Origin of the sequence: Vibrio profundi (genome assembly GCF_005281835.1) — a bacterium.
GTDB lineage: Bacteria > Pseudomonadota > Gammaproteobacteria > Enterobacterales > Vibrionaceae > Vibrio > Vibrio profundi.
The window spans coordinates 1,016,749-1,039,645 of the sequence record NZ_RZIS01000001.1 but is presented as its reverse complement, the minus strand read 5'-3'; the positions used below and the strand labels follow the sequence as shown (position 1 = coordinate 1,039,645).

Here is a 22,897-nt window from a genome sequence, read left to right as displayed (position 1 = left end):
CTTTACTTTAGCCACTGACATTTAGCTAAATTATTACCTTATTCTTTGTCGTAAGCGCCTTGCTTAATTCGCCCGTAATAATCTTTACGGAATTGGTTTAAGACGATGTTCACTTCGGGCTCCTCCGCACCGTTATGCAGTAATGCTTTGCGTGCTAGCTCCGCACTGGCTTCTAAAGTTTCCGACGCTGTAAAATGTGCGCCTTTCACTTTTAAATCACGACAAGTAGCTAAGTCATGTCCTCTTGCGAAAATGGGCACTTCGGGAAACTGAGTATGCAATGAAGACACCACCAGCTCAGCCACTTCAACATCATCAATCGACACAATGACAAATGGTGCGTTTTCAGCCCCAAATCCCTTCAATACGTCGAGCTGTTGTACATCGCCACAATACACTGGTTTGCCGTTTAGCCTTTCTCTAGTAACCACATCAGGATCTATATCAATCGCCACATAGCGAATATTCATCAACTCCAAAATATGGCCGATTCTGTGCCCCATACGTCCATAACCAGCAAGGATTGCAGGTTGCTCTGCCTGTTTTTTCGCTGTGATATTTTGACTGACAACTCCCTTGTTTTTTATCGACGAAATAAACACTCGATTCGCTAAGTAATCCAGCAATGGTGTCGCAAACATACTCAGCAAAACTAAAATCAGTAGTTGTTGGAAAAGCGCCTCTTCTAACAATCCAATACTTTTTGCGAGTGCAAACAGTATTAACGCAAACTCACCGCTCTGTGCCAGTAACAGTGCCACTGACATGGCTGGCTTCTTCTTTACGCCAAAAGCCTTAGCCAAAGGCCAAAGTGTGAAAAACTTAATCGCTATTAAGGCTAGGGTCGCCCCTAAGAACCATTCAACGTTGTCTAAAAACACGCTGATATTGAGCGACATTCCCATCGACATAAAGAACAAGCCAAGTAATAAGCCTCTAAACGGCAGTACTTCAGCCATGATTTCGTGGCGATACAATGAATCGGCAATCAATAGACCAGCGATAAATGCACCCATCGCCATCGATAGGCCAATCAACTCCATTGCTTGAGCAGAACCTAAAACTAGCAATAAAGCGGAAGCAGTAAAGATTTCTGGTGAGCCAAAACGCGCCAGTATGTTCAGTATAGGGTTAAGAATATAACGGGCGACCGCAATGATAAGGATAAGGATGACTACCGCCTCACCCAACGCGAATAACACATCTTCAAAAATAGACAGATCGGGATTATTCAGAAACGAAACAAAGGCGAGTAAAGGAACAACGGCAAGATCTTGCAATAACAATACAGCCAACGCTGGCTTACCATATTTTGACGAAAGCGCTTTGCGCTCTGTAAGCAGCTGCAACACAAAAGCGGTTGAAGACAACGCTAACGCCAGGCCGATTAAAAGAGATAGCTCCCAGTTTACCCCAAGGAACAAATGCGTAATCACGGTGATCAAGCCACCAGTGATAAGAACCTGGAGCGTCCCTAGCCCCAGAACAAACTTTCTCATCTTCCAAAATCGGGAGGGGTTTATCTCTATCCCAATCACAAACAATAAAAAAATCACACCAAGTTCAGCAAAACGTGCGATTTCATCGTAATCTTGAATATAGCCTAAGCCAGATGGCCCCAGCGCGATCCCTGCTACCAAAAAGCCTGAGATGGCGCCAACTCCGAGGAACTGGAATATAGGGACAATTAGAATTGCCGCAGATAGCAAAATAATAATGTCGATCAAATATTCACTATTCATAGACCGCCTCGCGTAGTACATAGCTGTATTTTAGTACCTAAAACCCCATCTATCATCAGCACGCTATTCTACTGAGCGCATGTTTTGAGTATCTGACATCACTCTAACCAACGAAAAACACTCAAAATGTTCCGATTGCACCTCACGACATAACGCAATTTCTCATGCCTCTAGATACAAAAATGCCCGCATCACAGCGGGCATTTAAAATCAGTAAGCGCCATCAAAACTCAGGACACTTGAATGTAATCAACTTTTACGCGTCGACCAGTTCAGCCTTTGAGTGGCTAGGCTTTAAAAGCGCTCCCACGATTTCTTCAGAGCGAACGGCTAAAACAGATAGCAGAGTATCGCTTAAACCATGTGACGATTCACAACACCCTTGCAAGAAAACCTTCACTTCGCAGTTAGGCTTCATTGGAAGCTGATAAGAGCGTTCTACGCTTTTTCCTTCCATCATCGGCTCTAGCGAGCTTAGCATTTGGTTGAATTCATCGTAACGGTAACCAGTCGCAAGAATGATCGCGTCATATTCGTTCCAGAACTGCGCTTTATTGATCGTGTCATTGAGGCGAAGAGACACTTTGTTTTCTTTCACCGCGACTTCTTGAATGTCATGGCAACGTAAATGCTGGTGGTTGCCTTCGCCCGTCACTTTTTGAAGGTACAGCAATTCATAAATCGCATTGAGCTCTTCAGTATCGACGACTGAATAGTTAGTTGCGCTGAAACGAGACAAGATGTGATCTCGTTCTTGCTGAGAGCTTTGGTACATGTGATCGGTAAACTCAGGGTCGAAGACCTCGTTTACGAACGGGCTATCATCCGCTGGGTGTAATGCAAAGCGGCGGTTAACCATATGGATTTCACTATTTGCGTAACGATTAGTTAGATCAACAAAGATTTCAGCTGCACTTTGACCAGCTCCAACAATCGCAATTTTTGGCTCTTGAGATTGATTGAAAGTCTCGCGCCACACTTTGTATTTAGACGAGTGAATAATTTTCTCGTTATCATGACCTTCAAATTGTTTTGGCAGTTTCGGCATTCCGCCCATTCCAACAATAAGATTTTTTGCAATACGGATTGTTTTGTTGCCTTCGATATCCGTTGAAGTCACTTTCACCTTAGAGCTCTTACCATTTTCTTCAATTGGCTCAATATTGATTACTCGTTGGCCGTAATTAACATGAGACGAAAACTGGTTTGCTACCCAAGTAAGGTAATCATTAAACTCAACGCGCGATGGGTTCATGCTACCTAGGTTGATAAATGCACTGAGTCGGTCATTTGTATGTAAGTAATTCACAAAAGAATACGGACTCGTTGGATTTCTTAATGTCACAAGATCTTTAAGACATGAAATCTGCATTCTTGTGCCATCAAGTAGCATTCCACCGTGCCATTCAAAGTGGGACTTTTGCTCCAAAAAGCAATAACTCAGTCCTTGGTCTTGAGCTTGCTCTTCAAGTGCGATAGCTATTGATAAGTTCGCAGGCCCAAAACCTACTCCGAGAACATCATATTCCTTAATTTGTTCCGTCATTTTTAACCTCATTATTATATTTTAGATGCAAGGCACCCTATTCCGACACGTCTTCTCAGAACTCGTTACTGAAAAAACTATCTTTCAACTGACACATTAGAGCAGCCCGTTTATGGGGAAACTCAAACTCTTTAATTTTGGCAAAGCCGTATTTTTTTAGGTATCCGATCATCTTGTCGTTGTCAGCTCTCGGCTCACTTACGATTTTTTCAGTTCTTGGGTCCGACAAATAAATAAAGTGACAAACGGACGGTAACCAAGCGTCAACTTTATGTGCTCCACGATGACTTTCTTCGCCAACCAACATATGAATACCGCGATCGTAATCCCCTGCAAAGTAATAGGGAGCAATACGATCCTCTTTGGTCCAATACACTTCGATATACGCAAAAGGCTGATTGTCCAAACACACAATCAGTAATTGATTCTTGTTGTTTTTAACCTGCTCTTCTAAGTACGCTTTATGCTCTTCTAAAGACCCTTTTTGTTCCCAAAAAAGCGCGACTCGTTCGTTGTTTTGCCATTTATTGAAATACTCTAGATGCTTATCCACTTCTAATCCCAGTAACGAGATTTCAGCGTTTAGCTCTGGAATATAGCGACGATAAAGTTCGCCTTGTAATGGCTGCGAACGAGCAGGATGATACCCAGCCTGATCGAGAATTTGCTTATGAGGGAAAATGCTTTTGGGTTTGGTTTTCAACCATAACTCAGGAACCTGCATTAAGGTCTCTCGCCAAATAACACGTAGACCTTCAGATGAAAGGTAAACAAGCGGAGCAAGCGCATCACATTCCAATTGGCCGACTTCAATAGTGCGAATCGACTTATTAGCCGTAAACAGCAAAGCCAAGGCAGATAAAGCATCTTGAGAAGAAACGGTAAATTGAGTGAGCTGCCAGTATTGATCAGTGTCGCGAGTAATTTCAGCCGTACCCGAACCAATTTCGACACTATAGATATCTTGGTTATAGGAGTGATTAACACTCTGCCCATGAGGCAGAGTGTTCGTTGGCTGGTTGCTACCAGTCATAAGTTACGCTCGCGATAACGTTACGACGATCGCCATAGAAACAGTAGAAATCACACGTAGCCACGTATTCTTTATCCGCTAAGTTCTTAGCAGCAACTTGGAACTTGTAATCTTCGATTCTGTAGCTCACGGTTGCGTCAAATAAAGTGTAAGAAGGAACAACGTTAGTCTCTGTGTTGTCGGCGTATGATTCACCCACATAACGAGCGCCTGCACCAATTGTTAGGCCATCAAGCGCACCATCAAAGAAGCGGTAATTTGCCCATGCCGATGCAAGTTGGTCCGCAATTTGTGACGGAGTATTACCCACGTTTTCACTTGTTGAATCTGCAGTAATTTCTGAATCAATAAATGACACGTTACCGATCAATGTTAACGCCTCTGAAACATTAGCTACGGCTTCAAGTTCAAGACCACGGTTGCGCACTTCGCCAATTTGAGTCAGTTCATTACCAACAGTACGAGCTAAGTTCTCTTTCGAAACTTCAAATGCTGCGACGTTAAAATAACCATCAAAGCTGCGCGGCTGGTATTTCAAGCCAACCTCAAATTGCTCACCACGTTCCGGTTTAGCTGGATCGCCATTCTGATCTAATTGAATAATTGGGTTAAAAGACTGAGCATAACTTGCGTAAGGAGTGAAACCACTGTCCATTAGGTAAGCTACACCTAGATTCGTCGTCCATTCTTCATTATCAACTTTAGTTTTAGCATCAGTTGAAGTGTTATGCGTTTCATTCGTTGAATCGTCGTAACGTACACCGACTTGTACTGCCCACTTGCGAGCAATCATCATTTGGTCTTGAACGTACAAGCCTAGCTGATTGTTTTTAGTCTTGGTGGTTTGGCGATCTGAATCATCTACAACGCTAAAGCTTGAATCGAGCAATACAATATTATTTGTATAGGTCGGGTTAAAAACGTCAAACAGTGGATTAGGTATGTTACCTAGAAGTGGATGGGTAATCGTGCTATTTCCATCAGCAACAAGAGGATCAGATGCAAAGTCTTTACTATCAATATCAATACTTTGGTAATCAAAGCCAGTTAATAGCGTATGTTCAACGACACCCGTTTTGAAGTTATGCACGACTCGATTGTCAATATTGAATGCATCAGACGTTCCTTCTTCTGTGGATGCACCACGAACGATAGATGTATTATTCGGATCATATGCGCCCAAACCATTGTCCTTCGCATAACCAAGAGAATAGATTTGGCGAAGGTTAATATCCATCTTGCTGTAACGAGCATTCTGCATGAAGTAGGTACGGTCACTAAAGTGATGTTCAAACTCATAACCTAAAGAAAGTTGCTCACGCTCAAACGTTTCCCAATCAGGATTACCCACCGCAGTACTGTCGCTAATCTTGCCATTTTCGTTTGAAGTTAGCGTCCCTTCCATCGGTAGGAATTGCAGGTAAGGATCGGAATCGTCTTTTTGGTAGCTTGTTAGTAACGTGACTTTTGTATCATCGGTAAACTTGTATGCTAAAGAAGGTGCAATGAAGATACGCTCAGCTTCTACGCCATCTACACGGCTACCATTTTTACGACCGAGCGCCTGCAATCGAAACGCCATTTTTTCATTAACTTCAGAATTCACATCTAAGCTAATCTGTTTACGATCATCAGTGCCAAACTCGGCTGAGAACTGACCTGAACCACCATCAAATTGAGGGCGTTTGCTGACGACATTGATTACGCCGCCCGGAGGAGTTTGACCATACAAAGCAGAGCCAGGACCACGAAGGATTTCTACACGTTCAAGACCGAATGGGTCGATCTGCCAGCTATAAAAGCCTGAAGAGTACAGTCTTGTACCATCTTGATACAAGCCACTATTCGCTTGCTTAAAACCACGAATAACAAACCAATCTTGTTTGTTATCTTCACCGAAGTAATTCGCTTGAATACTTGGTGTGTACTGCAGCGCATCTGCAATACTAATTGAGGCGCGATCGTCCATTTGTTCACGAGTAACAATTGATACCGCACGAGGAGTCTCACTGATCGCCACATCTGTCTTGGTAGCCGTACGACTCTTCTGACCAAGGTAACTAAAATCAGGCCCTACTGAGCTATCTTCTAGCTGTTGACCAACCACTACTACTGTTTCTTCTTCATTTGCTTGGGCAAATCCCGACGCCAAAACTAAAGCGACCGCCAAGGCTGTTGGGGTACGCATAAAGTGCCGATTCATATAATTCTCCTTCGTTCGGCTATGAACCTTTTATAATAAAAATAATAATGACAACGATAATAGTTATCATTGCCATTTATTCATTAACGAAGTCTACCAATGTTATTTCAAAAATGAAACATTTCGTTAATGAGTATTTATATATAAATTATTGATTAGCTAAATATTGATTTAGAAATTCAATAACTTCGGAATTTTGGACAATCCCTAAATGATCCGTATCGATCGTCGCCGACACTTGAAGTGTGTTAATTTTAGTTAGCTCAGAAGATAACAAGTTGCTACGACCAACTGGCTGTCCTGCCCACCATGCATAAAGTTCAGTATTGACCTTCGGTAATTGGTACCCTTTGCACAAAGCACGCATGTGCTGCTCTACCGCCCAACTGAACAGCATCTGCTTCGCATTTTCCGCCATATAGGAATCAAAGTTATTTTGATCGAGCCATGCATTAAATGCCGACGGCCAATGAGGTGGAGACGCTGCATTCAAGAGCTCAAGGCAGCTGTCACCTTGTTCAGTAGACAGATCCCCTAACAGCATAGAAAGGTGCTCTAACAATTTCGCTTTCGCATCTGGTGAGTCCCATTGGTCTTCTGCTATCTCCGTTCCGGGAACATAACAATCCAGTAAGCCAGCAAACGCGACTCTATCGCCAGCCTGCTCAAAACGCGCGACTAGCTCTTGTACAAGTGCCCCACCTAATGACCAGCCGACAAGCGAGTAAGGCCCTTTAGGTTGAATCTGCTTAATTGTTTTGAAATAAACATCCGCCATCTGGCTAAATGACTCATCAAATACATTGTCATATACAAAGCTTTTCGACTGTATGCCGTAAACCGCTCGCTCCCCAGAGAGCTTCTGCGCTAACTTTTGATACCCCGTTACACGACCTGTTACTGGGTGGATACAAAACACAGGGTCATACTGAGTTACGTTTTGATTCATGAGTTCGACTAACTTGGGATCCGCATGCACTTCTTTGCTCGCGCTTTGAGCACTAATAAAGTCCGATAACGACTCTAAATATCTATCAGCGAGTTGTTCTATATCCCCATCACCATAATGAGTGCTCGCAAATTCCCACGATAAGCTCAGCTTCCCAGACACAATTTGAGCGTTCACTACTAATGGGGTCAACATAGTGTTCATTGGTGATTGTGCGCTACCGCCATTTTCGATAGGAGTGCACCAGTGGGCAAAGCTGTCGTCGGAATACTGGCCTAAATAATTGAAGGTCAACTGAGCAAAGTCAGACGCTTTCCAATCATCGTTTGTGTATCTCGTGCCATAGCTTATGCCACCATCTGGTTTGATGCGTGACAGGCGTTCCGCAGTTTGGTTAAGTAATGTTTTAGCGTCTGATTCAAATTGGGTATTCACCGGGAACAAGCTGGTTGTCCAACCTACCATTCGAGAAAGATCTAGCTCTGGGAAGACGGAATGCTCACGCCCATGTCCTTCGAGATAAAGGTGCAGGTTTGGTGAATCAGCTGTCGTCATTACCGAAGTAAGAGTACTAATCAACACGTCCTGAATATCGACTCCCAAATTCGGTAAAGTACTTCTCAGCAGCTTTTGTGTTAACGAATTTGACAACTCGCTCGTATAGGTACGTTTATCTCGGTACAAAGCGGGTTCTGCCAAAGGCTCGCTTAGCACATCAAAATGCCAAGTGTCTTGAATCGATAAATTTTCACGTAACTCACACCAGGTGCTTAGAGCTTCAACTGTCTCATCTAACGTTGATGAGATCGGCAGCAATTGAATAGATTGATCAGCAGACGCTTGTTGATACGCCTTCCATAAGTCATCTAATAAAATGCGCCATGAAACACCATCCACAGCTAAGTGATGAATCGCCAATATTAGACGGCTAGGCTCCCCCTTCACTTCCGCGTAGCCGGCCTGGATCAAACGGCCTTTTTCAATATCCATGCTTTGGTGGACTTCTTGAGCAAAAGCCTGAAACTCCTCATCACTTTCAACAGAGGTTTGCCATAGGTATTCACGCGTTTCAAATGAGGTGTATCGCTGCTGCCATTTCTCACCACTATGTTCAAACGACAATCTTAAACTCGGATGGTGCTCGACCAACGCTTGGATTGCCAATGCTAAACACTTTGTATCCATTGCCTGTTTCAGCTCAACACAAACATGCTGATTCCAATGATTTGGCTCGGCAAAATCTTGTGCAAAGAAGTGCGCTTGGATAGGCATTAAGTCAAATGCTTCTGTGGTCAGTGCTTTATTGATCGTTTGCTGATGAATATCTAAACGCTTAGCCAGTTCACTTAAGTTTTTAGAATCAAATACCTGTTGCGGCGTCATATTGAAGCCAGCAACACGTACCTTGCTCACCATTTGCAGACACAAAATTGAGTCGCCCCCTAGAGCAAAGAAGTTGTCCGTACAACTGACTTCATTAATGCTAAGTAACTCACACCAAATAGTCGCGAGTAGCTGCTCCTGAGAAGTTTGTGGTACCACGACTTCGCTGTGGCGAGTTTGAGACGCATTCGGTAGCGGTAATCCTTTTCTATCAATTTTTCCGGCTGGTGTTAAAGGAAGTTTATCCAACACCACTATCTGGCTTGGTACCATGTAGTCTGGTAGGCCCAAAGCAAGCTCAGCTTTGATTTGGTCAAGATTAAACCGCTCTGGCGTACTACTTTGCAAATATCCAAACAACTGCTTTTGACTGCCGACTTGATGGGCCGCCACAACACAATGTTCAACTTGAGTAACGGCTTGCAATTGTGTTTCGATTTCACCAAGTTCGACTCTAAATCCACGAATTTTTATTTGTTGGTCGGCGCGACCTATGTATTCCATTACGCCGTTATCATTCCAGCGAACAAGATCGCCAGTACGGTACATTCGTTCACCGTTACCTACGAAAGGGTCTGGAACAAAGCGATCTGCCGTGAGTGACGCTTGTTCTAAATAGCCTCTCGCCAATCCTACTTCGGCCCCTATGTATAGCTCGCCGGTATCCCCTAAGCCAACTTTATTAAGTTGATTGTCTAACACGTAAAGTCGACGTTCACCAACAGGACTACCAATCGGCGCATAAGCGCTCTCCAGAATGTCATCAGGGTAAGCACGCCAGATCATTGGGGTGACCACTGTTTCCGTCGGACCATAACCATTGATAATGCGAGGTGGATTTACAACCGATCGCAATCGCTGGTAAGTTTCTGCGGTAAATGCTTCGCCGCCTAAGGTCCACGAGCGGACACTCAATACAGTCGAAGATTGTTCTATCCAATCGAGTAATGGCCCCACATAGCTTGGTGGGAAACAAGCAATAGAAATACTCTCTGATTGAAGGACTTCGCACGTTTTCTCTGCGCTCCATAAACCCTGATCTCGGATCACCAGCTTAGAACCAAATGCTAACGGTACCGTCCAACGCTCGACCGCTCCATCAAAACTAATAGAAGCAAAATGTAACTCCGTATCTTGAGGTGTCATTCCATATTGATGACCGATAGTTTGAACATGCATACTCAAACCTTCGTGGTTGATCATCACACCTTTCGGTTTACCTGTAGAGCCAGACGTATAAATAATGTAAGCCAACTGCTCGGCGAACAAATCGATATCGACAGCGTCCTCTGAAGTGCCTAAACGCATTTGCTCCTCATACCAAAATGGTCGAGGGATGATCTCAGCGCTCTCAAACTCGCCTTCCACTCTTTGCCAACGTGATGCCAAATCGGCTTGAGAGATGACGAGCTTTGCTTTCGAATCTTGAATCATGTAAGCCAAACGTTCCGTTGGATAATCCGGATCCAAAGGTAAAAACGCCCCACCCGCCTTCATGACTGCGATCATCGCAACAATCATTTCACAGCTTCTTTCAAACATGACACCTATTGGTTCATCACGTTTCACGCCTGTTTCAATCAATTGATGGGCAAGCTTGTTAGAGGCCAGTTCAAGTTGTGCATAACTCAACGTGTTGTTCTGGTGTTTAAGCGAGACTGCGTTTGGCTGTGATTCTGCTTGTTTCGCTATCAAATCGACGATTGACATAAACTGCCAATCGCCTTCTGGCTCGGCAAGGCTGGAAAGCTGAGTGATTTCGCTTTGCGATAATCGTTCAACTTGTGCAACGCCTGAATTTAACTGACGATCTAAAGATTCAACCAACAATTCAAGCGCTGCATTAAGCCGTTCCATCATTGAAGTATCGATTCGATCCTCTGCATACGTCAGCACTACACGAGTTTTGCTTTCACTCTCACGTATATCCAGCGCCACATCGAATAAAGCAAACTGACCTTTTTGTTCTTCAGCAGATAGCGTCAACGAATTTCCGAGCTGGATGTCACCTGCGAGTTCTTTTTGGTGATTGAACAACACTTGAAATAGTGGCGTCTCCCCAGCCTCTCGCTTGATCGCTAACGCATTCACCAGTTGGTCAAACGGTAAGAGTTGGTGTTCTTGCGCCTGAATGACTTTATCGTGCGAAGACTTCAATACGTCCGCAACCGTCGAACTAGGCTCAACACTTTGCTTAACCACCATGGTATTAACAAAGAACCCGATCAAGTTTGACACTTCATGACGAGAGCGATTCGCCATCGGAACACCCACTGAAATGTCAGAGCGCAATGTCACTTTAGCTAAAGCCACTTGCCATAACCCTAGCCAAAGGCTGGAAGAAGTCATGGATAGCTGACGTGCTATCTGGTTCAATTTTTGAGTCTGAACGCTACTTAAGTCATAACTAATTGATTCAGCTCGGCGTCGTTGGTTTGGCTTAATTTCTCCCGACCATGGAAACAGCTTCTCTGGTGTCACTTCACCAAGCGTTTGTTTCCAGTATTCAATGTGCTGCTGTCCTTTACCCGCATTCAGCAAAGCCGTTTGCCAGTTTGAATAATCTCGATATTGAATATCTAACTTTGGAAGGTCCGAGCCCTGATAAAGCGCTATCAGTTCTTCTAGAAACACGCCAATGGACCAACCGTCAGAAACAATATGATGCATCACGATTTGTAACTTAAAGCGATGCTCTTCTGTTTGAATACACTGCAGTCGGATCGGCAAATTGGTCGCTAAATCAAACGGAGCAACTACAAATGAGCGTTGATGCTCCTCAATTTGTAATGTCGACCAGCCAAGGCCATTCGTGTATTGAGGTACCAATACACTATTAAGGTCCACGTGCTGGTAAGTTTCTCCATCTTGCTCTGTAATAAAGCGGGTTCGCAAAACTTGATGGCGCTGGAGAACTTGATTAATAACGCTCTCTAACTTCACTTTATCCAGCTGGCCAACAACATTGAAAGCCCCCGACATATGGTAAGCACTGTTGCCTTGATCAAGGCAGTAAATGTCCCACAATCGTTTCTGCGCTGGTGAAAGCGGCGCCTTCTCCCCCTCTGCACCAGCAACAATCGGTAGTTTCTCAAAGTCTAACCCTTTGCTCTGCAGCAATTCGATAAACTTTACTTGTTCTGGTTTTCCCAGTTGTAGAAAGCGCTTAGCTAACGCATGTTTGTCTATTTTTGCCGTACTCATAGCAGCTCCAATTCATCCATCAATGCTGCCATGGCATCGAATTCATCTTGTTCTTGTTCATTTTGTGTTTGATATAAAGGTTGCAGCTTGTCTGTTAAAACCTGCAAGCTATTGGCATCGAAGAAATCTTTCAGCACGACTTCAATACCTAGTTCTTGGTGCGCTTTTGCAACAACTCGTGTCGCCAGGAGAGAATGCCCACCCAATGCAAAGAAGTTGTCGTCAAGACCAACCTTCTCGATACCAAGTACCTCGGACCAAGTCTTCGCAAACCAAACTTCTAACTCGCTTTCTGGCGCGCGATATTCGATCGATTGCCACTCGGGTGCTGGTAACGCTTTACGGTCACGTTTTCCGTTAGGAGAGAGAGGCATAGACGCCAAGCCAATCAATACGCTCGGCACCATGTAATCAGGAAGATGGCCTGCTAAGTGATCCTTAACTTGTTGTTCTTTTTCTGAATCCCACGTTGAATCAACGATATAAGCAACGAGCTGATCGCCTGTTTGATGGCTAAAGGCAATCACGGCGGACTCTTCTACCCACTCCAATTGGTTGATCACATTCTCAATTTCTTCCAGCTCGATACGTAGACCACGGATCTTCACCTGGTTATCTAAACGACCAAGGTACTCAAGTCGACCATCTGCCATTCGAACAACTTGATCTCCCGTGCGATACATGCGGCTACCCGACGCGCCCCATGGGTTTGGCACAAACCGGTCAGCAGTGAGATCAGGACGAGACAAATATTCACGGGCTAAGCCATCACCCGCCAAATACAATTCACCTGGAACCCCAATAGGGACAGGGTTCCAGTTATCATCCAATACATGAAGTTGGGTGTTGCTGATCGCATTACCGATAGGAATTCGCTTACCTATCGGTAATTCACACTGCCAGTAAGTAACATCAATTGCCGCTTCCGTAGGGCCATATAAGTTATGAACTTCAACATGCGATTGGTTAAGCACTTGCTCAACAAGATCCGCAGGTAGAGCTTCGCCACTACAGATGATTCGCTTCAAGGATTGGCACTGTTCTATCTCTGTTTCGACCGAAAACGCATTGAGCATTGAAGGAACGAAGTGAATAGTGGTCACCGACTCTTGTTGAATCACGGTTGAGAGCAAACTTGGCTGGCGATGCGAATCTGGTGGCGCGATAGCAAGCCTTGCGCCCGTCATTAATGGCCAGAAGAACTCCCAAACGGAAACATCAAAACTAAATGGTGTTTTTTGAAGCACACAATCACTGGTATTTAGTCGGTATTCAGCCTGCATCCAATTCAGGCGGTTCTGTAGCGCGGACTGAGTGTTGACTACGCCTTTTGGTAGACCAGTCGAGCCAGAGGTGAAAATGACGTAAAGCGATTGTTGTTCTTGCCAGTTCACCACGGGCGCAACCGTCGAGTAGGAACTCACGTCTAACTGCGATACGTCCACGTACTGACAATTACCATTTTCCGGCCACAGCGTGGATGACTTTGAATCCGTAAGCAGTAACTCAATATCCGCAGATTCGAGAATATAGTTAAGACGCTCTGATGGATAACTAGGATCTAAAGGAACATAAGCGCCACCAGCACGTGTAATCGCATGTAACGCGATGACTAACTCGAACGAACGCTCTAAACCTAGGCCAACTCGTGTTTCGGCATTAACACCATTCTTTCTCAACCAATTTGCCAGACGATTCACCGCTTCATCGAATTCGGCGTAAGTCATTGATTCGCCCTGCATCGACAATGCGATTAAATCAGGTGTACGTAACGCTTGCTCTTGAATAGCAACAGGCGGAGCCAAGAACTCGCCCCAATTCAACTCTGTTTTATTGAAGCGCTCGATTTCAAGTGCACTTTGCTCATCAACCAAACCGATTTGGCTAACGAGTACATTCGTGTTTTCCGAAATTTCATTAAGCATCTGCAACCAATGTTTGAGCATCGATTGAACGACTTCTTCATCGAAGATTGGAGAGACATAGCTAATAAAGCCTTTCCAACTTTCGTCAGAAAGCTTCTGAATGTCCATACTGATTTCTAGCTGAGCGTTAACGACACCGGGATCGAACGCTGCGACTTCTAACCCACTCCAATCAAAGAGCGCTTCTTGGTCAAACTGCTGGAAGTTAAAGCTCGTCTGGTAAAGCGGATGATGTTGTAGATTGCCCGTAATGCCAAGCGACTCCACTAACATCTCAAACGGGTAATCTTGTCTCTGTAATGCTTGCTCGTTAAATCGCTTAACCTGACTCAACAACTCAGAGAATGATTCATCAGCACGAATCTGAGCCGGAATCACCATGCTGTTAATGAAACAACCCTGCATGTTATGCGTCGCAAGCTGGCTGCGCCCAGCAACAGGCACCCCTACTCGGATTTGCTCATTGCCAGAGTACTTATGCATTAGTAACTGCCAAAGCACTAACATGACGTTATAGGGTGTCGTTTTGTGAACAGCAGAAATCGCATGTATTTTGCTGATTTGCTGTTTCGTTAAATCAAAGTGAAGCCTATTACCGGATGTCTCTTGATTATCTCTCGCGACCTCACTGTGTAGAACTAACGGGTCTATGTCATGCTGAAGCGCATTCAACCACCAGCTTTTCTGATCTTCTGCTTCTTCAGATAATAGCCAACCCTGCTGCCAATTTGCGTAATCAGCGTATTGAAGTGATGAAGTACCTTCGGCGTGGTCAGCCAAGAGTTCCCCACCACACTGCGCGTTATAGCGATGTGCAATTTCAGACAACAACAACTGCATCGATACGCCATCAGAAACAATGTGATGCGCGGTGATCAAAAGTTCACCTTCACTGGTTTGGTTTTCGCCATGCATCCAGTCAAATCGGAGCAAAGCATCATTGGCAAAATCAAATGGCTTAGCGATCAGTTCTAATCGCAGACGCTCTTTAGCCTCATTTTCAGCTGGCATTTCGACGACATTGAGAGTCACATCAGCGCGCTGATTTATGATTTGCATCAGCTCGCCGTCAACTTGTTCGAAGTTCGTTCTGAATATCTCATGCTGGGCTGTGACCGATTCAATCGCCGCTTTCAAGGCTTCTAGGTCAACATTTCCCTTAAACGCGAGGCCCAGAGGCATATGGTAAGCCGAGCTATTTGGTAAAAGTTGTTGTACAAACCACAAACGTTTTTGTACGGCTGAAGCAGGCATTCGTTCTAACCTAGCGACAGGTTCAATCTCGCTCACTGGCTTTTGTTCATGCTCGCATCGTTTAGCAAGGTCACTAAGTACCGGGGTATCAAACACCGCTTGTAGTGACAATCGAATATTGTCTTGTTGCTTCAAGCGCCCCACAAGTTGTGTTGCGAGCAGAGACTGCCCGCCTAGCGCAAAGAAATCGTCGTAACGGCTCGCCTTGTCAATATTGAAAATAGCCTGCCACTGATTTGCGAGTGCTATTTCTAGCGCTCCGACAGGTGCTACGTATTCTTGCTCGCTACTCACCATCCAGCTTGGTTCTGGTAAACGCTTTTTATCAACTTTACTCGCAGGAGTTAATGGCATTTTTTCCAGTGCTATCAACTGGCTAGGCACCATGTAATCAGGCAGTGCAAGCGCTAACTCTCTTAATACGGCGTCCGTATCGCATGCACCTTGGTCAGTTTGAATATAAGCCACTAACTGTTTTCCAACTGTCGTGTCACACGCTATGACCGCGCACTGCTCAGATCCGGATAACGTTTGGATTCGCGACTCAATTTCTCCTAGTTCAATTCGGAAGCCTCGAATTTTAACTTGCTCGTCGCTTCTCCCCAGATATTCCATAACGCCGTCTTCACGCCACTTTACGAGGTCGCCAGTACGGTACATTCGCTCACCATTTTTCGAAAATGGATCGGGTAGAAAACGTTCTGAAGTTAAGTTCGGTCGTTCAAGGTAGCCTCGCGCAAGACCCACTTCTTCCCCGATGTAAAGCTCACCCACAACACCTGGCGGCACGAGGTTTAATTGCGCATCAAGAACGTAAAGAGAACGACTGCCTACAGAAGTACCGATTGGAGCGTACGCACTTTCTAATCCCGTATCCGAATACGCTTCCCAAATCATTGGTGTGACGACTGTTTCTGTCGGACCATAACCATTGATAATACGTTTAGGATTCAATACTTGTTGAAGTTTGAAATAGGTTTCTCGGGTAAACGCTTCACCACCGAGTGTCCAAGAACGCACATTAAGATCCGGACTAGCTCCTTCTATCCATTCTAAAAGCGGCATCACATAACTGGGTGGGAAACACGCTATGGTGACATGCTCGCGCTCTAATACTTCACAGGTTTGCTGGGCACTCCACAAACTCTGGTCTCGAATGACTAATCGTGAACCAAATGCCAATGGCACAGTCCAGCGTTCAATCGCCCCGTCAAAGCTGATAGATGCGAAATGCAGTTCAACATCATCAACCGTCATTCCATAGCGTTGCCCAATGGTTTGAACATGCATGCTTAATCCGTGGTGGGAAACGCAAACGCCTTTCGGTTTACCTGTCGAACCCGACGTATAAATCACGTAGGCAAGCTGCTCTGGGAGTATCGCCGGTGAAGTGGTTAAGGCGACGGTAAGGTCAAATGAATCAAAACCAAACCGTTGAGTCGTTGCTTGAATGGACTTCGCCAACCCTTCACTTGAAGCATCATGGACTAAGAAGCGCGCTGAACTATCCTCTAGCATGTACGCCAATCGATCTTCTGGGTATGACGGATCAAGAGGTAAGAATGCTCCACCAGCTTTCATCACGCCCATCATAACCACTAACATCTCGCAGCTACGTTCAAACAGTACGCCTACAATTTCATCACGCTTAACCCCTTTCTGGATAAGCTGCTGAGCAATTGCGTCACTTTGCTCGACCAGTTCTTGATAGTTTAATGCTACGCGATCACGCCCATTATTCGCTTCCACATGAGCGGCCAGCGCTTCTGCTTTCGGGTGCGTTAACGCCTGCTGGCCAACTAAATCAGTAAACGGGACAAAACTCCATTCTTCAGAGTTTCTTTGATAGCGTGCTAAAACATCCAGCTGAGCCTCTGCCAAACTTGATACTTGGCTAAGTGGCTTCGATAAGTTCGTGACCAATTGTTCAAGGTGATGACGGTTAGCTTGGGCTAACCTCTCGATTTGAAGCGGTGTAAATTTGCTTGTGTCGTAGGCAAAAACGATACGCAATGAATCACTAGGCAAAATCGCCAACGTAAGCGGATAATGCGTGAATTCATAACTCTCTGGCTCACCAATTTTAAAATCACCGTTACCACTCAATAACGTTTCATCTAACGGGTAGTTTTCAAACACAACCAAAGTATCGAATAGGTTCTCTCCAGCCCAGCCTGTTTGGCTCTGAATGTCCGAAAGCGACGAATAACTGTATTCCCGTTGTTCGCTAGAAGCATTTTGCAGCTCGAGTAACCATTGCTCAGTCGGTTTCGCTAAATCAATGCTACTTGTAATTGGTAACGTATTGATGAACAGGCCAACCATGGAATCGCTGTGCGCTAGCTGAGTAGGACGACCGGCCACGGTATTACCAAACATTGGGGATTGCTGCCCCGTAAACTGTTGCAGCGTCAATAGCCACGCGGCCTGCGTTAATGTGTTTAACGTGACGCCACTTTGTTTAAGTCGCGATTGCCAATCCGCTAGTTCTTGTACTGAAACGTCATCATTAAAACGAACAAAACCTTCACTCGACGTGGTTTCAGAACCATACGCTTCGACCAAGCGAGTTGGAGCTTCTACGCCTGCTAAGTATTCTTTCCAGTAAGTGTTCGCTTGTTCTAAATCTTGACCTTCTACCCAAGTCAGATAGTCCGAAAATTCAGCTTTAACGCTGTCAACGGCTAGATCTTGGTAATAACCAAATAAGTCACTTAGCAGAACTCCTGTACTCCAACCGTCCATCAACAAGTGGTGAATGGTGAAAATACACTGTAATTCACGCTCACCAGTTTGCACTAAATCGACGCGCCACAAAGGCTCTACTTTGCCATGTTCTAATGTCTGTTCTAACGTAAACCCCTGTTGAACAAGGCTTTGCTTGTGAGCCTGTAAATCAAAACTGGTTCTCTGGCGAACATCAAGCAGACTGTACTCCAATTCCAGATCTGACCATTCCGCTAGGTATGCACTTCCTTCTACGGTAAACACGGTTGAACGCAGCATTTGGTGCCTTTTCATCACCTTCTGCCATGCATCCACCATTCGCTCTGCATCAACATTATGAAGTGGTAACGTGATTTGGTTTACATATGTATCATTACTTTCCGACAGCTTAGCGTGGAAATATAAACCTTGCTGAAGCGTTGAAAGCGGTAACAGAGTCTTAGGAAGGACTTGAGCCAGTCCTGCTTGTTGAGACTCAAACAGTACATCTAGCTGACTTTGAGTTAAGTTTGCTAGTGGGCTGTCAGACCTTGTCAGAACAGGTGTCTGAGTGGTAAAGAAATCTGTTAAGCGTTCAATACTAGACCTAAAGGCAAGCACGAATTCATCCCCACCTGCCAAATCAAAACATGCACTGTCCAATTCAATATCACATTGCAATTGGTCTTCATTAACGGAGAGGTTTAAGACAATAGCAGCATCAGCAGTGCTATTTGGTTCACGCCATAGCCCTGAACCTAGCACATCGATATCACTTGATAACTGCTGACCTGCCGTACCTAGATAGTTGAATAGAACATCCATATGTTCGACATGAGACCATAACCCTTGAGCGACACCCGCGTTAAAGGTGGTGCCACCGACCTGATCTGCGCTGAACTCGTCTTTTAACGTCTTAACAAAGTCTGCTAATTGATCAAGTTGCGGTACTCGCTGTGGGTACAGAGCAGTGTACCAACCGACCGTGCGGCTAAGATCCAAACCAGAATCTTGAGGGTAACGTCCATGCGATTCTCGATGCAGTGTGAAAGCACGATTTCCATTCAATGAACTTACCGCCAGACACGCTGAGACGTATAGGCTCTGTTCCTGAGTCAAACGCGCGTATCGCTTACCACTCTGAGCTAAAGCGTCGACTTCAAGCATAGGTAAGCTCAATTGCAACTTATTCGGGGTACTACGTACTTTCGGGTACAGATTGGGGCTTGTTTGATGCTGCCAGTACGCTTTCTGTTTCTCTGATAACCTGAGATCAGTTAGAGCTTTATGCCAATCATTTTGGTGATGCGTTTTGGCAGAAAGTTCACCAGCGGTTTGTGCGAGTTCTGCTTGGTAAAGCTTGGCGAAATCCTCGACGAGAACTGGCCACGATAGTGCGTCTACAACTAGGTGATGGATCGAAATCACCACTTCCGAACCTTGTTCTAGATTACGGAATCCGATTGATGATGAAATGCCTTTTTCCAAGTCAATAGCATGCTGAATACTCGCTAAATCGGAATCAGCCCCTACTTCTTGAATTTCATAGGTAATTTGTTCGCCGTACTTAGCCGCCATGCTTGGTGTGAAGACTAAGCGAAGCGCGTCGTGATGTGACACCAGCTTAGCAAACGCATTAGAGAGTATCTGGAAGTCGCTACTAAACGGCCAACGAAAATGTACGTACTGATTACAAGCGCTTAATTGGTAATGTTCAATAAATCGCGTTTGGATTGGCAATAGCTCGGCACTGCCACTCAATTTTGACTGTTCGGCCTGAATAAATTCGGCTCTTGTCAATTGCTCAGCCATCGCAAATAGTTTCGGGGAGTCAAATACTTGCTTGGGTGCCAGCAACCAACCGTTTTGTCGTAATTTACCCACCAGTTGGAGAGCCATAATGGAATCACCACCCAAGGCAAAAAAGTGGTTCTCTGATCCTACTTGGTCGATTTTTAGTAACTCACACCAAAGCTCAGCCAATACCTGTTGCTCTGCCGAAGTAACTTCACCTAGAGCTTCTGATACCTCACTCCAAGATGGAGCTTCAAGCTGATTACGATCTATCTTGCCAGCAGGCGTGAGTGGTAATTTCTCCTGCACCACGATTTTTGTCGGCACCATGTAATCTGGCAGTAGTTGGCTCAACTGATTAAGCCAGGTGATTTCCTCTCCGCCGGACGCCTCTGTCGATTGCACATAGCCGACTAACTTCTTACCCGTAGGGGATTCATGAACCGCTACTGCACAAAACTCGGCTTTTGTTAACGCTTGAAGCTGCGACTCGATTTCCCCAAGTTCTATTCTGAATCCGCGGATTTTGACTTGTTGATCGACTCGACCTAGATATTCCATCACACCATCGTCGCGCCAACGAACTAAATCGCCAGTGCGATACATGCGTTCGCCATTATTAGCAAATGGGTCTGGGATGAACCTTTCTGATGTCAGATCAGGACGTTCCAAATAGCCTTGTGCAAGGCTGACTTCTGAACCTATGTATAGCTCACCTGAGCACCCTAAAGGCACTCGGTTTAACTCAGAATCAAGAACATAAAGCGTTCTTTCACCAACAGCAGTTCCGATTGGTGCGTAGGCGCTATCCATGGTGTCGTTCGGATACGCTTCCCAAATCATTGGCGTAATGACCGTCTCGGTAGGCCCATAACCATTAATGATTCTTGGTGGCTTAATAACTTGTTGAATTCGCTCGAACGTATCACGGGTAAAGGCTTCACCACCCAGGGTTATTGAGCGCAAAGACAGTACCGGCTGCGTTTGTTCAATCCAATCTAGCAATGGACCTACGTAACTTGGTGGAAAGCACGCGATGGTGACTGCTTCTTCTTGCAATACCTGACAAGTTTGCTCGGCCGTCCATAACTCTTGCTCACGAATCACTAACTTAGAGCCAAATGCGAGCGGCACGGTCCAGCGCTCAACGGCTCCATCAAAACTGATCGATGCGAAATGAAGCTCAACGTCCTTTTCTGTCATACCGTAACGCTGACCGATAGTTTGGACATGCATGCTCAAGCCTTGGTGCGAGACCGTCACCCCTTTAGGTTTCCCCGTAGAACCAGACGTATAAATAATGTAAGCCAAGTCTTGAGGGTGCGGTGTAGGCAACGACGCTTTATCCAACGAGTTCAACGCGTCTATAGACTCAATATTAATACTCAAAGCTGCTGGCACGTCGGCAAGTACTATGTCAGCGCGCTCTGTTGACCCAGAACGACACAGCACAAGTTCCGCTTTACTGTCTTGCAGCATATAGCTAAGGCGTTCTACGGGATAATCCGGATCTAGCGGTAAGAAAGGAGACCCAGATTTTAATACCGCCATCATCGCGACAATCATATCGACGCTTCGATCCATCAATACACCAATCGGCGATTTATCAGTTAGGTCTTGATCGAGTAAAAATTGGGCAATGCAATCTGAGCGAGAGTCTAGCTCTTGATATGTCACAGACGAATGCTGGTGTTTTAGCGCAATCGCGTCAGGTGTTCTGTTTACCTGTTCTGTAACTAGCTGAGTGAATGACGAGTATTGCCATTGATGGTCTGTACCCGAATAATCCTGTACCACTTCTTTATCTTCCTCAGATAAGGAAGACAGCGAGGCAACATGAGCGTCTGGGGTTTGGCAAATCGATGTTAAGTTACTAACAAAGCTGCCAATGAACTTTCTAATGAATGGTCGAGTAAACTTCTCTTTCGCGTAAACAAACCGTAACGGTGCATTTCCTTTATTTACGACATCTAAGACCAATTCAAACGGTGTTTCAAGTACCGGGAATTCGTCGAAGCAACATTCGAAATCACCAGCTTGGATTGACAGCTTGTCACCATGATTGCGGAAGTTGATCGCCATGGTAGGAGAAGCTTGCTCACCAAGTAAAACTTCAAGGGGAATATGTTCAAACTCTAAAGCACTTTTTAGTGCTGCTTTCGATTTAGATACAACTTGAGCCAGTGACTGGTTCGCCTCAACATCAAAGCCCACTACAGCACTGTTTACATAAAACCCGACTGTTCGACGGTTTTTGGCGTTGCGGTTCAGCGCAGGAACACAAATCGAAGGGTGAATATTTGAAGTGTACTGACGCAGTGTAAGAAGCATTGCAGAGGCCAAGACTTCAAACTTAGTTGCGCCAGCATTACTTGCAAAAGCCTTAACACCTTCATCCCAACATTCGGGAAGTTGGTATAGTTCATGCCTCGCGGTATAAGCATCTTGCTCTTGATCCATCAAACTAGGTAGCGCAACCACTTCGGGCCCGATAAAGTGTTGCTGCTGCCACAACGCAGCCTGTTGCTTAAACGCTTCGGTACTGTCATCGCCTGCTTGTTGAGCTGAATAATCTAAGTAACTTTGCGCAGGGCGAACACGGCGTTCTTTTCCAGAGACACTATCAACTAAAGCTTTGATAATGATCTGCAATGACCACGCATCTGTCACAATATGATGCGTTGATAGCAGAAGACCAAACCTGCTCTCGTCAGTCTGATAAATGCAGCTTCTTGCCAACTGGCCTTGGTTCAAATCAAACGGTGTCCTCCAGCGCTGTTTCGCATCTTCAGTAACTAGTTCAGTCGCATTCGGCACATTTCGATAGTCACACACTTCGAAATGCTGCTGTTGAAACGGCAGTATTTTCTGAACAGGTTTACCGTTCACTTCGGAAAATTGAGTTCTTAGTGATGGGAAAAGCTCAATAACCGAATTGAGAGCATGATTGAGCTTTTCGGCACTGACTCCCTCTCCTTCGAACCAAAGTACGCCGCCAACGTTGTAAGCAAGGCTGTGAGGTTGCAGTTGCTGGAAAAGCCATAAACGCTGTTGAGAGTATGAAAGCGGATTCCATTGATTTTTGGAATCCTGAATTTGATGATCATCCACTGACATTTTGTTACCTAGAGACAAATTTAGAGTGCAGAAAACCTCTG

Annotated in this window: 6 protein-coding genes; all 6 read right to left on the bottom strand. The window is 45.1% G+C overall.

Features of this window, described 5'->3' with window-relative positions; translation table 11 throughout:
• Positions 1 to 38 precede the first annotated feature (38 nt).
• The 6 genes from ELZ11_RS04735 to ELZ11_RS04710 all read right to left on the bottom strand — a co-directional run bounded on the left by ELZ11_RS04735 (position 39) and on the right by ELZ11_RS04710 (position 22,856).
• Positions 39 to 1,742, bottom strand: a complete 1,704-nt coding sequence (locus ELZ11_RS04735) for a monovalent cation:proton antiporter-2 (CPA2) family protein (RefSeq protein ID WP_167494622.1) — start codon at positions 1,740 to 1,742, stop codon at positions 39 to 41.
• A 256-nt stretch (positions 1,743 to 1,998) separates the two neighbouring features.
• On the bottom strand, positions 1,999 to 3,288 hold the full coding sequence (locus tag ELZ11_RS04730) for a lysine N(6)-hydroxylase/L-ornithine N(5)-oxygenase family protein (RefSeq protein ID WP_137356204.1): 1,290 nt from the start codon (positions 3,286 to 3,288) through the stop codon (positions 1,999 to 2,001).
• Between the two features lie 55 nt (positions 3,289 to 3,343).
• Complete coding sequence (locus ELZ11_RS04725; protein ID WP_137356203.1) at positions 3,344 to 4,321, bottom strand: GNAT family N-acetyltransferase; 978 nt, start codon at positions 4,319 to 4,321, stop codon at positions 3,344 to 3,346.
• On the bottom strand, positions 4,311 to 6,509 hold the full coding sequence (locus tag ELZ11_RS04720) for a TonB-dependent siderophore receptor (protein ID WP_137356264.1): 2,199 nt from the start codon (positions 6,507 to 6,509) through the stop codon (positions 4,311 to 4,313). The genes ELZ11_RS04725 and ELZ11_RS04720 overlap by 11 nt, the downstream gene beginning before the upstream one ends.
• A 163-nt stretch (positions 6,510 to 6,672) precedes the next feature.
• Positions 6,673 to 12,060: a non-ribosomal peptide synthetase gene (locus tag ELZ11_RS04715; protein ID WP_137356202.1), complete on the bottom strand. Its 5,388-nt coding sequence runs from the start codon at positions 12,058 to 12,060 to the stop codon at positions 6,673 to 6,675.
• A complete protein-coding gene (locus ELZ11_RS04710) occupies positions 12,057 to 22,856 on the bottom strand; it encodes a non-ribosomal peptide synthetase (protein ID WP_137356201.1) in 10,800 nt (3,599 codons plus the stop codon). Before ELZ11_RS04710 ends, ELZ11_RS04715 begins: the two co-directional genes overlap by 4 nt.
• Positions 22,857 to 22,897: the final 41 nt, after the last annotated feature.

What these genes read in the sequence shown, in the direction of transcription:
- ELZ11_RS04735 (WP_167494622.1), bottom strand. Translation starts at nt 1,742, where the DNA reads ATGAATAGTGAATATTTGATCGACATTATTATTTTGCTATCTGCGGCA.
- ELZ11_RS04730 (WP_137356204.1), bottom strand. Translation starts at nt 3,288, where the DNA reads ATGACGGAACAAATTAAGGAATATGATGTTCTCGGAGTAGGTTTTGGG.
- ELZ11_RS04725 (WP_137356203.1), bottom strand. Translation starts at nt 4,321, where the DNA reads ATGACTGGTAGCAACCAGCCAACGAACACTCTGCCTCATGGGCAGAGT.
- ELZ11_RS04720 (WP_137356264.1), bottom strand. Translation starts at nt 6,509, where the DNA reads ATGCGTACCCCAACAGCCTTGGCGGTCGCTTTAGTTTTGGCGTCGGGA.
- ELZ11_RS04715 (WP_137356202.1), bottom strand. Translation starts at nt 12,060, where the DNA reads ATGAGTACGGCAAAAATAGACAAACATGCGTTAGCTAAGCGCTTTCTA.
- ELZ11_RS04710 (WP_137356201.1), bottom strand. Translation starts at nt 22,856, where the DNA reads ATGTCAGTGGATGATCATCAAATTCAGGATTCCAAAAATCAATGGAAT.